Below are 14,779 nucleotides of genomic sequence, written 5' to 3' on the forward strand. Positions count from 1 at the left end.
GGATGAGCACCATGTATAAGGATATTAAAGTCGACCCAGCTCAGCTTGAAGCTGCGTTAGATGCGCGTTTAAAAATCCGTGCAGGTTTTGATAAACCGACAGCAGGCATGGCCGCGGGCATGACGCAGGTCAACATGATTTCGGTGCCAAAAGAGTGGGCATATGACTTTTTGCTCTATGCACACCGTAATCCGCAAAGCTGCCCTGTGCTTGATGTGCTCGAAGAAGGCATCTATGCAACTAAGCTTGCAGCAGACTCAGATATCCGCACTGACTTCCCACGTTATCGCATTTGGAAAGATGGCGAAATGGTCGATGAAGTGACCGATGCAAGAGAGATTTATAACGCGCATCCTGATTTGGTGACATTCTTAATTGGCTGTAGTTTTTCGTTTGAAACAGCTTTGCAAGAAGCGGGCATTGAAGTTCGTCATATTCATGACGACACCAATGTGCCGATGTATTTGAGCAATATCAAGTGTGAACCAGCAGGCCGTATTTCAGGAAATATGGTGGTTTCCATGCGACCAATTCCATCGCATCAAATTAGTGAAGCGGTAAAAATTACAGCACGTATGCCAAGCGTGCATGGTGCACCTGTACATATTGGGCACCCTGAAAGCTTAGGAATTTTGGATGTAAATAAGCCAGACTTTGGCGATGCTTCTCGTATTGAAGCGGGTGAAATTCCAGTGTTTTGGGCCTGTGGCGTAACACCGCAAGCTGCCGTCATGAACTCGAAAATTCCTTTTGCGATTAGTCATGCACCGGGTCACATGTTTATTACCGACATTCCTGACCGTGCTTGGATGGGTTAATTGGACTAAAGAAGAATTAAAAGGATAAACAAATGCGTTTTTTATCGGTAAACGCCGATTGTTTTCTAATTGAGCTTGCAAGCCTAGAAGAAACATTGGCGTTGTACAATAAATTGCAAAATACGCAATTGAATGGAATTAAAGACTTAGTCCCTGCTGCAAAAACAATTTTGGTTTTCTTTAATGAGATCGAAACCAACTTTAAAACGCTGGTTGCTTTAATTCAGAGTCTCAAAATTGATTCTGGATTTGAGCGTAGCGGCCAAGAAGTGCTTGTGCCGATTCGTTACGATGGTGAAGACCTTGCGCAGGTTGCCGAGTCGCAAGGTTTATCTGTTGCCGATGTGATTAGAAAACATCACCAAAGCGTATGGAATGTGGCTTTTATTGGTTTTGCACCGGGTTTTGCGTATATGAGCAGTCCCGATAAGCCTTTTACTGATATTCCGCGCTTAACGGTTCCGCGTAAAAAAATACCGTCAGGTTCTTTGGGCTTGGCTGGAAAATACTCTGGTATTTACCCAAAAGACAGTCCGGGTGGTTGGCAGCTGATTGGTACTACATCAGAAAAAATGTGGGATTTAGAGCGTAAAAATCCTGCATTACTGTTACCGGGCATGACCGTTCATTTTGAAGATGTTACACATCGCCCAACGACTGTGACTGTACCGCAGCAAATCACGCGTACGGTTGAGCCGAAACAATCTGTGCCACTGTTTAAGATCACTGCACCAAGTTTACAAATGCTTATTCAAGATGAAGGGCGCTTAAACCAGACCAATATTGGTGTTGGTGTAGCGGGTGCAATGGACTTATCTGCCATGCACAGTGCTAACCGTATTGTCGGTAATCCAACCGATACACCTGTCATTGAAGTTTTAAATGGTGGCTTAAAAGCAAAGATGCAACATGCAGGTGTTATTGCGGTGGCTGGGGCCATCTCAAACATTCGTGTGAAATTTGCGGATGGTCAAACCGCAGACTTTGCAAGCTATCAACCGATTGATTTGGATGAAGGCGATGAATTTCAAATTCAACCACCAACAGCAGGCTTAAGAAACTATTTAGCAGTTCGCGGCGGTATAGAGGTTGAACCAGTACTGGGTAGTGCCTCGTTTGACAGCTTGGCAGTGTTAGGTCCAGAGCCTTTAAAGCTTGGAGATACCATTTACCAAGGGCAGGTAAAGGCAGCCAATATTAGCGTAAATGAAGTGGGCAAAAGTGACTTACCGCGAGCTGGTGAAGTCGTTGAGCTAGATATTGTGATGGGCCCACGTACCGACTGGTTCGAACAAGACAGTATTGAACTGCTATGTCAGCAAGAATGGCTCGTGACCAATGAAAGCAACCGAGTTGGGCTAAGACTTTCAGGTGAACAACCTTTATCTCGCAAAATTACCCATGAACTGGAAAGTGAAGGCACATGCATTGGTGCTTTGCAGATTCCACCGAGTGGTCAGCCTGTTTTGTTTATGAATGATCACCCTTTAACGGGCGGATATCCGGTCATTGCCTCTGTTGCTAAACACCATTGGGATTTGGTGGCACAGATTCCGGCAGGTTGCCGCATCAAATTTAGAAAAATTGCCGAATTTACAGATTTTGAGAATGAAAGATGAATACAGAAAAATTATTGATTGCTAACCGTGGTGAAATTGCCGTTCGTATTATTCATGCTTGCCGTGATATGAGAATTTCATCAGTCGCGTTATATGCAGATGACGATATTGGCAGCATGCATGTCGAACTTGCAGATGAAGCATGGGGTTTGGCTGGTGCGACTGCTAGCGAGACTTACCTAAATATTCCAGCCATTATCGAAGTTGCAAAGAAATCGAAAGTGACCATGGTGCATCCGGGTTATGGCTTTTTATCTGAACGTGCTGAATTTGCCCAAGCCGTGATTGATGCGGGCTTAAAATGGGTAGGGCCATCACCAAGTGCCATTGAAAAACTAGGCGATAAAATCGAAGCACGTAAAATTGCAGCTTCCGTTGGTGCGCCTTTGGTTCAGGGTACGCAAGATCCACTCAATAATGCAGATGAAGCTTTAGAGTTTGCCAAACAATATGGTTTACCAATTGCCATTAAAGCTGCATTTGGGGGCGGTGGCCGTGGCTTAAAAGTTGCGTGGAAACTCGAAGAAGTCAAAGAGCTTTATGAGTCGGCAGTGCGAGAGGCAAAAGCTGCTTTTGGTCGTGGTGAATGTTTTGTCGAGCAATATCTTGATAAACCGCGCCATGTAGAGGCACAAGTCATAGCCGACCAACATGGCAACATTGTGGTACTTGGTACACGTGATTGTTCATTGCAACGTCGTAACCAAAAGTTAGTCGAAGAAGCGCCCGCGCCATTTATTAGCGATGCGATTTATCAGCAAATTTTAATCTCGGCAAAAAACATTTGTCAGGCCGCAAACTATGTGGGTGCGGGAACAGTTGAATATTTACTGAGCCGTGACGGCAAGCTTTCCTTTTTAGAAGTAAACACACGTTTGCAAGTTGAGCACCCAGTGACTGAAGAAACCTCAAAAGTTGATTTGGTGGTTGAGCAAATTCGCGTGGCACAGGGCCATGAGCTTTCTATTAAAGAAACACCGAAAGCGCAAGGCCATGCCATTGAGTTTCGTATCAATGCCGAAGACCCAGCACGTGGTTTTATTCCAGCCTTTGGTGTGTTGAGTTTATTTGAAGCGCCGTTTGGTCATGGTGTACGAGTCGACACAGGTGTTCGCACTGGGTCATTGGTGTCGAGTCACTTTGACTCACTTATGGCAAAACTAATTGTGACTGGTCCAACCCGTGAAGTTGCAATTGCTCGCGCTAAACGTGCTTTAAAGCAATTTAAAATTGAAGGTGTGGCTTCTGTTTTAGACTTTCACCGTGCGGTACTTAATGAGCCTGACTTTACAGATGAGTTTAACGTACACACGCGTTGGATCGAAAATGACTTTAAACAAGAGTTGAAACCGACTAAACGCGGCATTCCAAACCATCAACAACCAATGCTGCTTAGCTACATTGAAATTGATGGCAAGTTACATCGTTTAGGTTTACCTGCGGGTATGTTTGCACAAGGCCCAGCAACCGCAGCTCAAGCACAAACTGCCGAGCCAGAAGTAAGTGCCGAGCATTTACTTGCCCCAATTAATGGTGTGATTAGCGCTTGGAAAGTCGAAAATGGTGAGCAAGTCACCGAAGGCCAAGTGGTTGCCATTATGGAAGCCATGAAAATGGAAGTGCAGGTACTGGCACATCGCAGTGGTGTTATTCAGATTGGCGCAGAGAAGGGCGCGACCTGCCATGCAGAAACTGTGATTGCGAGTATTAATTAAGTTTTGAATAAATGATTTGGCTCACTTAAGCATTAGCTTAATTGGGTCAAATTACATAAAGCCTTGATGAAATCATTTAAATTAGAATTAAAATATTTACTGAATATTGAATCGTTAGTGATAATTATTATTAATAATTTTAACAGTTTTATCTAAATTTTTATTTATCAAACTATATTTTTAGTAATCTAGTTTTGTTTCATTTTTATGACAGATTTCAATATTCTAAAAAAATATTAAAATAGTTAAGTATTTGAAATTGTTGTTTATATTTTTTAATTTATAAAATTAAGAAATAATTAAGAATAGCTTATTAGTTTTAAGGATAAATATTTATTGTTTATGAGATAAGCAATGTCATCTAGTTTTATTGGAAATAATTTATTTCTTCCTAGAAGTGGTCATTATACTTTTTTGCCTAGAAAAGAAAATATTTTTTTCTATCAAATTGTTGAAAATAAAACATCTGACTTTATTCAGGTAAATAAAGTTAATCCCGAACGATTTTTCTTAGAATCATTTATTAACAATAGTTTTAAGAAAACTCATCAAGCTGAATTATCTAGTTATTTATCAACCTTATTTTCCGGAAAGTCTAATAATGATGTAAAAGTCGCTATCGGTATTGAAAGCTTAAAAGACCATATTGCTTTCTTGGAACAATACTTATCTATACCGGTACATAAAGCAATAGAGCAAAGTGTCGGTTATCAAGTAAATAGAGAAAAGGTTTTTGAAATTGGCAATCTAGCAGCAATAGATATAAAAAATGCCAAATTAATCATTGCTTTTCTCGTATTTTATTTCTCAATTCATAAAGTTGAATGGGCAGTTTGTACAGGAACAATTGCGGTGAGGTATGCACTTAAACAAATGGGTCTAATTTTTCATGTTTTAGAAAAAGCGGATCCGCTTGCTTTGCAGGATGAAGGCGAACAGTGGGGCAGCTATTTTGAGCAAAAACCGCAAGTATTAGCTATCCATGTGCCTCAGGCATTTTTAGTTACTAAGCAGAATTATAGCTTTACTAATTCTAAGCTATTAAAACAATGCGGCTAATCGAGTAAATAAAATGAAAAATTTATTTAATGCAATTCATTATTATTCTGAAAATAAACCACTATCTGAAGCCATAGTGACTGAAGAAAAGGTAGTTAATTATGCCGAACTATATAAATTTATTATAGCCCTACAAACAGAGTTAACTGAATTAAATATTCATAAATTAGGTATATATGCTGAGAATAGTATTGAATGGGTTCTGGTAGATCTTGCTGCAACATTAGCAAATATTACAGTTGTACCTATACCACTTTTCTTTACTCAAAATCAGATTGAACATCTGATTGAAGATAGCCAAATTAATTTTATTTTTACATCCGAAAAGCAAAACCCATTAATTATTAAATTTCTTAATAACACTTATGATCAAATTGGCCAGCTAAAGGAAATTGATTCTAAAATTATTTCTGGACAGTTTATTCAGCTTTCAAATACTACAGAAAAATTAAGTGAAATTGTACCCGCCAAAATTACGTACACTTCTGGCAGTACTGGTTCGCCTAAAGGAGTTTGTTTAGCTAAAGATACCATTTCATCTATAACAGAATCCTTAAGTAATGCTTTGCGATCAAGTCAGCTTCAAAGGCATTTGTGCTTAATTCCATTTGCAACACTGCTAGAGAATATCGCAGGGATTTATGTTGCATTAAAGATGGGACGTTCAATTGTTGTAGGTGAGGTAAATAAATTTGGCTTGGTTTCAAATCACGAATTTGATGTGGAAAAGTTTGCTGCAACAGTAAATCACTATCAAATACAAAGCGTAATTTTATTACCTCAGATGCTAAAAGCGATTGTTGAATATGTCCGGATAACTGGCAGTGCTGAGCTGGTAAGCTTGAAATTTATTGCCGTAGGGGGTGGAAAAGTTGCTCCTGATTTATTAATTCAAGGTCAGCAATTTAACTTGCCTGTTTATGAAGGATATGGACTTTCTGAATGTGCATCTGTGGTTAGCTTGAATGTTCCTGAAGCTCGCAAAATAGGAAGTGTGGGTCAACCACTTCCACATGTAGATGTACATATTAGTGAACAAGGTGAAGTGTTGGTTCGCGGTAATGCCATGCAAGGTTATTTGAATGAATCGATTGTTGATAATTTAATTCATACGGGTGATGCAGGATTTATTGATGACGATGGATATTTGTTTATTACAGGAAGAATAAAGCAAATTATTGTCAGTAGCTTCGGGCGAAATATTTCACCTGAATGGGTTGAGTCAAATAGTCTAAATGAACCAGAGATTAATCAAATTGCAATCTTTGGTGAAGCTCAACCGTACTTAGCTGCGGTAGTCTATGCAAAAGATTTTATTCATGACGATGAAATAGAGCAAGCGATTGAAAAGGCAAATACAAGATTGCCTGACTACGCTCATATCAAACATTGGTGCCGATCAACAGAACCATTTTCCTTAGAAAATAATATGTTAACCGATAATGGGAAGTTGCGAAGAAATGAAATCAAACAGCAATTTAATGCCTTTTTATTCCCTGATGATTACTCATTTCAAATAAGGAACTTATCAATTACTTCTAATGACTGAATACCTCGGTAAACAGATTGAAAAATTGTCAAATTATTTATGGGAAATGAAAAATGATAGGTCTTACTGATAGTGTAGAAGTTATGAAAAATGATATTGATAATTTACCGAGTCTTAAAAATATTCGAGATACTTTGCGTGCTCAAGGCTATGTCTTAATTAGAAATGAAGGCTTCGATGTAAATAAATTTAGTGAGTTGATGACTTCTCTTTGCCAACGTTTGACTTACGATCCAGCGCGTGAAAATGTTACGCAGCAATCACAAAAAGTTGATTCGGGAACTCAGGCAATTGGGTTGCATATCGAAAATGGAACAACACCGCTTCCTCCAGATGTTATTGCTTTTTATAGTGAAGTCAGTGCAACCAAGGGTTCACAAACGACGATTTGTGATGGCTATGCAATCTGGGAAAATTTGTCAGAAACATTAAAGAAAAAATTTAGTCAACCTATGACCATAAGTCGTTACCTACCTAAAAATATTTGGCAAAAATATGTAGCCAATGCTTTTGGTATTAAAGACTCTGTAACAGTGACATGGGATGATTTAAAGCGTTTTATTGAATTGATTCCCGGTCAGAGTATTACACCCGCCGAAAATGAAGGTGTTCAATATCATCTACAAATGAACATGATCCGACACGACAATTTAAGTGGTAAGCCTGCTTTTGCTAATGCAGTTTTAGGTCCTTCATATAACTACGAAACCCCACGTTATTGCTTTGCGGATGGTGAATTAATTTCTGATCAGCTACGCAGTGAGCTTGCTGAGTTATGTGAACAGCATACGCATGAGGTAGCATGGCAAGATGGTGACGTACTTATTTTAGATAATAAACGCTTTATGCATGGTCGAAGGGAAATTCTTGTTCCTCTTGAACAACGAAAGCTGTGTATCAGTATGGGGCTTGGTCTCCAGAACTTTTAAATGATTCATAAATTTATCCAAATTAATTAAATTCGAAAAGGAAAAGACCATGACTCAACCAACCGCTATATTATTCGGTGCAACAGGTGGAATAGGTCAGGCGATTGCAAATATTTTGTGTAAAAACCAGATAAATGTTGTTTTAGTTGGTAGAAATGAAGAGACGTTGAAATCTCTACATCAACAACTGGCTCAAGACTATCAAAATGTGCATTTAGAGTTTATTTCATGCGATGTGAGTATTGCAGAAAGTAGACAAAATCTGGTGAAAAATCTGACCACACTAAATACACCTATTCAATATTTTATTTACAATGCTGGAATAAATCATTTTTCTTTATTTAAAGATCAGTCTCCTGAATTAATAGAAAAAATGATGCAAGTTAATGTGATCCAACCATTACAGCTCATTCAAGATATTATTCCTCTCATGTTGAAATCTGGGCCTGCTCAAATTATTAACGTGGGATCGACATTTGGCAGTATAGGCTATCCCGGTTATGTCAGTTACTGTGCTAGTAAATTTGCTTTAAAGGGTGCGACGGAAGCGCTTGCTCGTGAATATAGTGACACATCCTTAAAATTCAGATATTTTTCTCCTAGAGCAACAGACACACCTATGAATAATAGTTGTGTGGTAGAAATGAATCAGAAGCTTGGTGTGAAAATGGATAGCCCTGAGGTTGTTGCTGAGGAGTTATATCAATTTCTTAAGTCTGACAAAGCTTATTATCAAGTTGGATATCCTGAGAAAATTTTTGTTAAAGTGAATCAGGTTTTACCGGATGTTGTGAGTAAAAGTATTCACAAAGATATTGGTGAAATTAAGAGCTTTGCGAAAAGAAGTGGACAGTTGGGATAAGCTTTTGTTAACCATTTTCAGCTTGAAAACTAACCCTAATTGTGAGATATTTATCACAGTTAAGTGATATGAATATTGATCACTGTATTGAAAGCTCGCTTATGCGAGCTTTAATTTTTAGCCCAGTTTAAGCATTTCTCACTTAATGAGCTGGCGGCATAAAAAATAATTTGAGAATTTGGCACTCACTCAAAGGCGAATTGAAGAAAGCGAATGAAAATTCTACCTTCATCTGAATATGATCAAATTCTAAAATACAGTGTCTATTGGCTCGTCATATCAATCGTGATTGGAGTCGTCGCAGGGCTGGCATCGACTTTAATTTTTGTTGCTTTTGATATTTCCAATAAAGTCAGAAGTTTGCATCACTGGTTCATCTACTTTTTGCCTTTTGTTGGTTTTGGTATTGGTTATCTCATTAAAAAATATGGTTCACCGATTGAGCGGGGAACCCATTTACTGATTGATGAAATTCACCAACCCAAGTCGTTCATTCCAAAACGAATGAGCCCCATCATTTTTATTACTTCAATTTTAACGCAGTTATTTGGTGGTTCGGCAGGGCGTGAGGCGCCAGCAGTTCAACTTTCAGGGGCTCTAATTGACCACTTAAGCCATATTCTAAAAATCTCTGAAGATAACCGAAAAATTTGCTTAATCGCCAGTATTGGCGCGGGCTTTGCGGGGGTGTTTGGTTTGCCTCTGGCGGGTGCAATCTATGGGTTAGAAATTACTGCTTTAGGCAATTTAAGATATTCAGCTATTTTTCCATGTTTTGTATCGGCGCTGATTGCATCGGCTATCCCTGAGCTATTTGATATTGTTCATCCGCATATTTTTTACGTCATTGATGAGTTTCCAGCCATTCATTTTGGCACGCTCATGAACTTAATTGTGGCAGGTCTAATCTTCGGTCTAGTCGCACGTTTCTTTATTGCAGCCATCCATTTTGCGAGTGACGTTTTTTATAAATATATTCGCTATTTGCCTTTAAGAACCATGGTGGGCGGTATTGTCATTATGCTACTTACTTTGTTCACTGCGCATCAGCAATATAACGGTTTGGGTACAGATAAAATCATTTCATCTTTTTATGTACCGATTCAGTTTTACGACTTTTTTAACAAGACTATTTTTACAGCCATCACTTTAGGTTCAGGCTTTAAAGGTGGTGAAATTACGCCGTTGTTTTATGTAGGTGCGACATTAGGTAATGCCTTAGGCGCAGTTTTAAATCTGCCACTTTCATTGCTTGCTGGCTTAGGATTAGTCAGTTTGTTTTCGGGGGCGAGTAAGGCACCGTTAACATCTATTATTTTAGCTGTTGAGCTATTTGGAATGAATGTTGCGACTTACGCCATTATTACTTGTTTATTGGCTGCGTTATTTTCTGGGAATTGTGGGTTGTATCGCCGTAAAAAGTTGATGGATTAGTAAAAATTCTTAGATATGTTGAAATCTAATTAATAAAACTTCATATATTTTAATTATTTGTTTAATAATAGATTTTAAATCTAAACTTATCTTTATGTCTTATATCTTTATATTTTATAAAAATATATAGACAGGTCTGTATTTTTTATCTAGTATTTGATCAGTTTTGAAACAATTATCTATTTTTATAAATATTGTTTATAAAACCTTAAAAAACAATCAGTAGAATTTAACAAATGTTAAAAAGAGCTAAAAATGAATTTAAACAAAATTGGAAACACTGAGCTTAAACAGTTGACTTCTTTATCTAAGAATGGGAATCAAATCTTTTCAAAATTTGAATTGAGTAATCCTACAGGTAGCCATAAAGATAGAACATTTCTTCATATTATTGAGTCATTAGAAAAGGAAAAACTCATAAAACCAGGGATGACTTTAGTCGATTGTTCTACGGGCAATGGTGGGGCTGCATTAGCATGGATTGGACGAGAAAAGGGCTATAAAGTCGTTATATGTATGCCTGAGGGAATGACGCAAGAACGGATTGATCAAATCAATAATTTCGGTGCAGAAATTATATTTACTGATAAAGAAAAGTTTTTAAATGGGAGTGTTGAAGCTGCGCGAAAATATGTTGAATTGAATAGAAATACATATTTCCTTGATCAAGCTTCAAGTCTATTAAATAAAAATGCATGGCATAAATGTGGTGATGAAATAACTCATCAATTAAAGGAGTTGAAAATTACTCCAGATTATTTTGTTTGTTCAATTGGAACAGGAGGAACTTTTTCTGGTATCGCAGAAAGATTAAAAGAGAATTTTCCTAATATAAAAACTATTGGCATAGAAGTTGATAAGTCTGCTCCAATATATGCGATGAAAAATGGTTTAAAATTTACGCATTCTCCACATAACTTAATGGGATTAGGTGCTGGTATATTATCAGCAAATACTAGTCTCGATGTTATTGATGCTATTACAACAGTTAATGGTCATGAAGCTTGGAATAGAATGAAAAGCTTTATAGAAAGTGATCAAATTGGTATAGGTCCAACTTGTGGAGCAAATTTATTAGTTTGTGAATCATTGATGGATAATATAAATAATAAAACAATAGTTACTTTGTTTTTTGATAATGCGTGGAAATATAAAAGTAGATGGGATGGTGTATACCCTGAATATCAAGATGAAAAATAATTAAGGAGATAAAAATGTTATTAGAAGAAATTTATAGAAACGCACGGGTAGTAAACTCAGGAAAAACACTTACAACAGTTAATGAATTTACTGATCAGTTACCAGCATTAAGACCCAAGGTCTTAATCGAAGTTGCCTATGCAATTTTAGAACATCTAGATTGTGATTTTGATAAAATTGTTACAGAAGAGGATAAGGGAGCACCATTAGCAACCACTATCTCTTTATTAACAGGTAAACCTCTTGCAATGGCACGATGGTACCCTTATAGCCTAACAGAACTTAATAATAATGTGGTGGATATTAAATCTGAATATTTTGAAGGAAAAATGTATTTAAATGGTATAGATAAGGGCGATAGAGTAGTTATTATTGATGATACTTTAAGTACAGGAGGAGCCGTGATTGCCCTTGCTGAAGCATTAAAAACAGCAGGAAGTACTATTGAAAAAGTCATATGTGCAATTGAAAAAGTTCAAAATAAGGGTAAAGAAAAAGTAAAAGAAATTACAGGATTAGATGTGACCTCAATTATGAAAATTGAAGTATTTCCTGAAGAGGTAAAAGTCGTAAAATGAACTCAATAATATTAGATAATTTTAATAAGATTATTAATGATATTCACCAGTTAAACTCTTCTACACAATTGGTTGCAGTTTCTAAATTTCAACCGGTAGAAAAAATTTTACCTCTTTTAGAACATGGGCACCGCATGTTTGGTGAAAGTAGAGTAGAGGAGGCCTATGAAAAATGGTCTTTGCTGAAAGATAAATATACTGATCTAGAATTACATTTTATTGGTAGTATTCAGTCAAAAAAAATTAAGAAAATAGTTAATTTTTTTGATGTGATAGAATCAGTAGACAGCGTTAATACTCTAAATAAAATTATAAAATATGCAGCAGAAGTGCAAAAGATAGTAAGGATTTTTATTCAAATTAATATAGGAAATGAATTGCAGAAAAGTGGTGTTGATTTAAGCGATCTAAATGATTTATTTCAAAAAGCCATTAGTAGTAGAAGTATTAAACTAGAAGGATTCATGTGTATTCCGCCCAATACTGAAGAAGTAGAGCCTTATTTTTTAAAAATGAAGGAATTAAAGTCTTTATATGAAATAGAAAATTTAAGTATGGGAATGAGTAATGACTATAAAAAGGCTATACCGATAGGGGCCAACTATATTCGTATAGGTAGTTCTCTATTCGGAGTTAGAGATTACTCTTAAATAAACTGTATTAAGGATAAATAATGGTTTCAATTGAATTACTTATAACTTTTGTTATAACTACACTAATTTTTGCCTATATGCCTGGACCAGCTATGCTTTATACAGCAGCTCAGACTCTTTCTAAAGGGAAAAGAGCTGGGTTAATGGCATCATTAGGAATTTTTATTGGTGGATGTTTCCACATAATTGCAGCTTCAATTGGATTAACTGCAATTTTTAAAACAACACCTATGCTCTATGATGTAATTAAACTATTCGGTGCGGCATACTTAATTTGGCTTGGAATCAAGCTAATAAGATCAAAGCTACAAGGAAATCTAGAAATTGATCTGCATGCTCCTGAAGTTTCATTCAGGCAAAGTATTTTAGTTGAAGTATTTAACCCCAAAACAGCAATATTTTATATTTCTTTTTTACCTCAATTTATAAATACGACTTCCGGATTTTCCGTATGGCTACAATTCATAATATTAGGACTTTTTGTAAATTTAGCTTTTGTTTCTGCCGATATAGTATGTGTCTTTCTAGCAAATTATATTTTGAAAAGGTTTAAAAAGTCTGAAAAGACTCAAAAAGTCATGTCTTTAATGGGGGGATCAATTTTTATAGGATTAGGCTTATTTTTAGCTTTTAATACAAATTAAAAGTTAATCTAATAATTCTATTTAAATTTATTTTAAACTCCTAATGAATAAAGCCATTACTTACCCACACTGTAATGGCTTTTTTATTTACCCCAACCGCTCTACTTTAATACGATTGTCATTTCCCACGCTTGACGCCAACAAGTGCGAATACTATCCTTTGCCTGCTGGCCTACATTGCCAGTCGGTTTTAGCAGACCGTTTTCATCTAGAACATCAAAAAAGTAATTTTTTGGTGATGAACTCGTTCGTCTCCCTTCGTAGCGGTAGGACGGAGGAGGGACGCCTTCGGGCGTGCCAGTTCCTAGATGACTGGTCTGCTAACCCTTCTTCGTTCTGCCACCATAATCATTTAGCAGTGATCTGGTAGAACTTCTATTTCATCTAGGAGTCCGCTATGCGTACTAATTCTTCTCAATTTTTGGCCTTTGCCAAAGTCTTTCTATTCATACCGTTTAAACATTCTATAAATCGGTTTTGACGACTCTAGGTTTTTACGCCTAAACATCATTACGACTAAAACATAGCAACAATAAAACCGAGATAGGCGAGCACACCTTTAGTGCCGCTTTTGCATGCCTGTTTTTAGCACTCAATTTAAGAGTGACGGCATTTCTATCTCTTTTACATACAACAAAAAATTATTTTAAGCGGTATATATGAAAAATTTAGAATCTTCATTTAGAGCACTACGAGTGCTGCACACAGCAAAAGATTTATTTAATCAAGATGGATTTAACAAGGTCAGTGTTGACCGAATTATTGCTGAAGCCAAAATCCCCAAAGCGACTTTCTATAACATCTTTCATTCAAAAGCACGACTGATCGAGATGTGTCTAACTTTTCAAACGGATGCGCTCAAAGTAAAAGTTCTTTCAATTATCAATTCATACAGCGAACTTATGGTGTTCGATAAACTCAAGCAAATTTACTTTTTACATGCCAATTTAGAAGGCTTTTATCGTTTACCATTTAAAGCAATTTTTGAAATTGAAAAGTGTTATGCAACAGCTTATCAAGTGGTTGTTGCTTATAGAAACTGGTTTATAAATGAGCTTTATAAGCTGCTTCTTACTGTAAAAACTACTGCTTCAATAAAAGATGCCCACATGTTTCTATTTGCAATTGATGGGGCAGTGGTTCAGCTGTTAAGTGCCAATAGCGTAGATGAACGGGATAAATTATTAGATTACTTTTTATTTATGCTATCTGAGCATTCAACTTAAACCTTAAAACAAAAAGCCCGTGATTGGGCTTTTTTTGTGGATATTAGTCGATTAAAACTTAAGTTTTTTAAGCCCGCGACTCACACCATTTTGTAGAGCGGCTTTAATAATAGGGCCAATAAATGGTACGCGGCCTTTAAAGCTAATGGTGTAATCCAAACGAGTTCGATTATTTCCCAAGTCAGTAAATTTCATGACACCACGGTGACCTTTAATTGGGCTAATCCCGCTCGTAATTGCATACTCGATCAGTTCATTTTCTTTATAGACTAAATTGGTTTCTACAAATGAAGGGGTCAATGGAATAGACATTTTGCGCGCAGAGCCAACACCATTACGAGCGTCTTTTCCGTCGCTAATACGAGTCACTTTAGCAGGGGCAAAAAGCTTACTTAAGTTTTCATGCTCACTTAAGGTTGCAAAGACCTTGTCTACAGGTGCATCAAATTCTTGTACGATGTTGATTTTTTGAGTTTTTAACATCTTATTCCCT

Annotated in this window: 14 protein-coding genes; 13 read left to right on the forward strand and 1 reads right to left on the reverse strand. The window is 36.8% G+C overall.

Annotated features, from left to right (window positions below):
- Positions 1 to 2 precede the first annotated feature (2 nt).
- The 13 genes from MKX14_RS12360 to MKX14_RS12420 all read left to right on the forward strand — a co-directional run bounded on the left by MKX14_RS12360 (position 3) and on the right by MKX14_RS12420 (position 14,286).
- Positions 3 to 818: a putative hydro-lyase gene (locus MKX14_RS12360; protein ID WP_240282565.1), complete on the forward strand. Its 816-nt coding sequence runs from the start codon at positions 3 to 5 to the stop codon at positions 816 to 818.
- A gap of 32 nt (positions 819 to 850) precedes the next feature.
- Positions 851 to 2,437 (forward strand): urea amidolyase family protein, encoded by a 1,587-nt coding sequence (gene ybgK / locus MKX14_RS12365; protein WP_240282566.1) that lies wholly within the window; start codon positions 851 to 853, stop codon positions 2,435 to 2,437.
- Positions 2,434 to 4,152 carry an acetyl/propionyl/methylcrotonyl-CoA carboxylase subunit alpha gene (bccA, locus tag MKX14_RS12370; RefSeq protein WP_240282567.1) on the forward strand — a complete coding sequence of 573 codons (1,719 nt, stop codon included), beginning with the start codon at positions 2,434 to 2,436 and terminating at the stop codon, positions 4,150 to 4,152. The genes ybgK and bccA overlap by 4 nt, the downstream gene beginning before the upstream one ends.
- 354 nt (positions 4,153 to 4,506) lie before the next feature.
- Complete coding sequence (locus MKX14_RS12375; protein WP_240282568.1) at positions 4,507 to 5,211, forward strand: thermostable hemolysin; 705 nt, start codon at positions 4,507 to 4,509, stop codon at positions 5,209 to 5,211.
- Positions 5,212 to 5,224: 13 nt separating this feature from the next.
- On the forward strand, positions 5,225 to 6,760 hold the full coding sequence (locus tag MKX14_RS12380; protein ID WP_240282569.1) for an AMP-binding protein: 1,536 nt from the start codon (positions 5,225 to 5,227) through the stop codon (positions 6,758 to 6,760).
- Positions 6,761 to 6,813: 53 nt separating this feature from the next.
- Positions 6,814 to 7,689: a TauD/TfdA family dioxygenase gene (locus MKX14_RS12385; RefSeq protein WP_228156154.1), complete on the forward strand. Its 876-nt coding sequence runs from the start codon at positions 6,814 to 6,816 to the stop codon at positions 7,687 to 7,689.
- A 49-nt stretch (positions 7,690 to 7,738) separates the two neighbouring features.
- Positions 7,739 to 8,551, forward strand: coding sequence for an SDR family oxidoreductase (locus tag MKX14_RS12390; RefSeq protein WP_046813611.1), 813 nt, complete (start codon positions 7,739 to 7,741; stop codon positions 8,549 to 8,551).
- A gap of 213 nt (positions 8,552 to 8,764) precedes the next feature.
- Positions 8,765 to 9,985, forward strand: a complete 1,221-nt coding sequence (locus MKX14_RS12395) for a chloride channel protein (RefSeq protein WP_046813612.1) — start codon at positions 8,765 to 8,767, stop codon at positions 9,983 to 9,985.
- Between the two features lie 255 nt (positions 9,986 to 10,240).
- Positions 10,241 to 11,185: a cysteine synthase family protein gene (locus tag MKX14_RS12400; protein ID WP_046813613.1), complete on the forward strand. Its 945-nt coding sequence runs from the start codon at positions 10,241 to 10,243 to the stop codon at positions 11,183 to 11,185.
- Between the two features lie 14 nt (positions 11,186 to 11,199).
- Complete coding sequence (locus tag MKX14_RS12405; protein WP_046813614.1) at positions 11,200 to 11,763, forward strand: phosphoribosyltransferase family protein; 564 nt, start codon at positions 11,200 to 11,202, stop codon at positions 11,761 to 11,763.
- The gene (locus tag MKX14_RS12410; protein ID WP_052942556.1) at positions 11,760 to 12,413 is read left to right on the forward strand and encodes a YggS family pyridoxal phosphate-dependent enzyme; all 654 of its coding nucleotides are present in this window, start codon (positions 11,760 to 11,762) and stop codon (positions 12,411 to 12,413) included. The genes MKX14_RS12405 and MKX14_RS12410 overlap by 4 nt, the downstream gene beginning before the upstream one ends.
- 23 nt (positions 12,414 to 12,436) lie before the next feature.
- The gene (locus MKX14_RS12415) at positions 12,437 to 13,060 is read left to right on the forward strand and encodes a LysE family translocator (RefSeq protein ID WP_046813615.1); all 624 of its coding nucleotides are present in this window, start codon (positions 12,437 to 12,439) and stop codon (positions 13,058 to 13,060) included.
- 659 nt (positions 13,061 to 13,719) lie between these two features.
- Positions 13,720 to 14,286, forward strand: a complete 567-nt coding sequence (locus MKX14_RS12420) for a TetR/AcrR family transcriptional regulator (RefSeq protein ID WP_240282570.1) — start codon at positions 13,720 to 13,722, stop codon at positions 14,284 to 14,286.
- A gap of 51 nt (positions 14,287 to 14,337) precedes the next feature.
- Here the strand turns inward: MKX14_RS12420 and MKX14_RS12425 are convergent, their stop codons facing one another.
- Positions 14,338 to 14,769, reverse strand: a complete 432-nt coding sequence (locus MKX14_RS12425; protein WP_108008318.1) for an SRPBCC family protein — start codon at positions 14,767 to 14,769, stop codon at positions 14,338 to 14,340.
- Positions 14,770 to 14,779: the final 10 nt, after the last annotated feature.

Origin of the sequence: Acinetobacter pittii, assembly GCF_022449185.1 — a bacterium.
Lineage (GTDB): Bacteria > Pseudomonadota > Gammaproteobacteria > Pseudomonadales > Moraxellaceae > Acinetobacter > Acinetobacter pittii_I.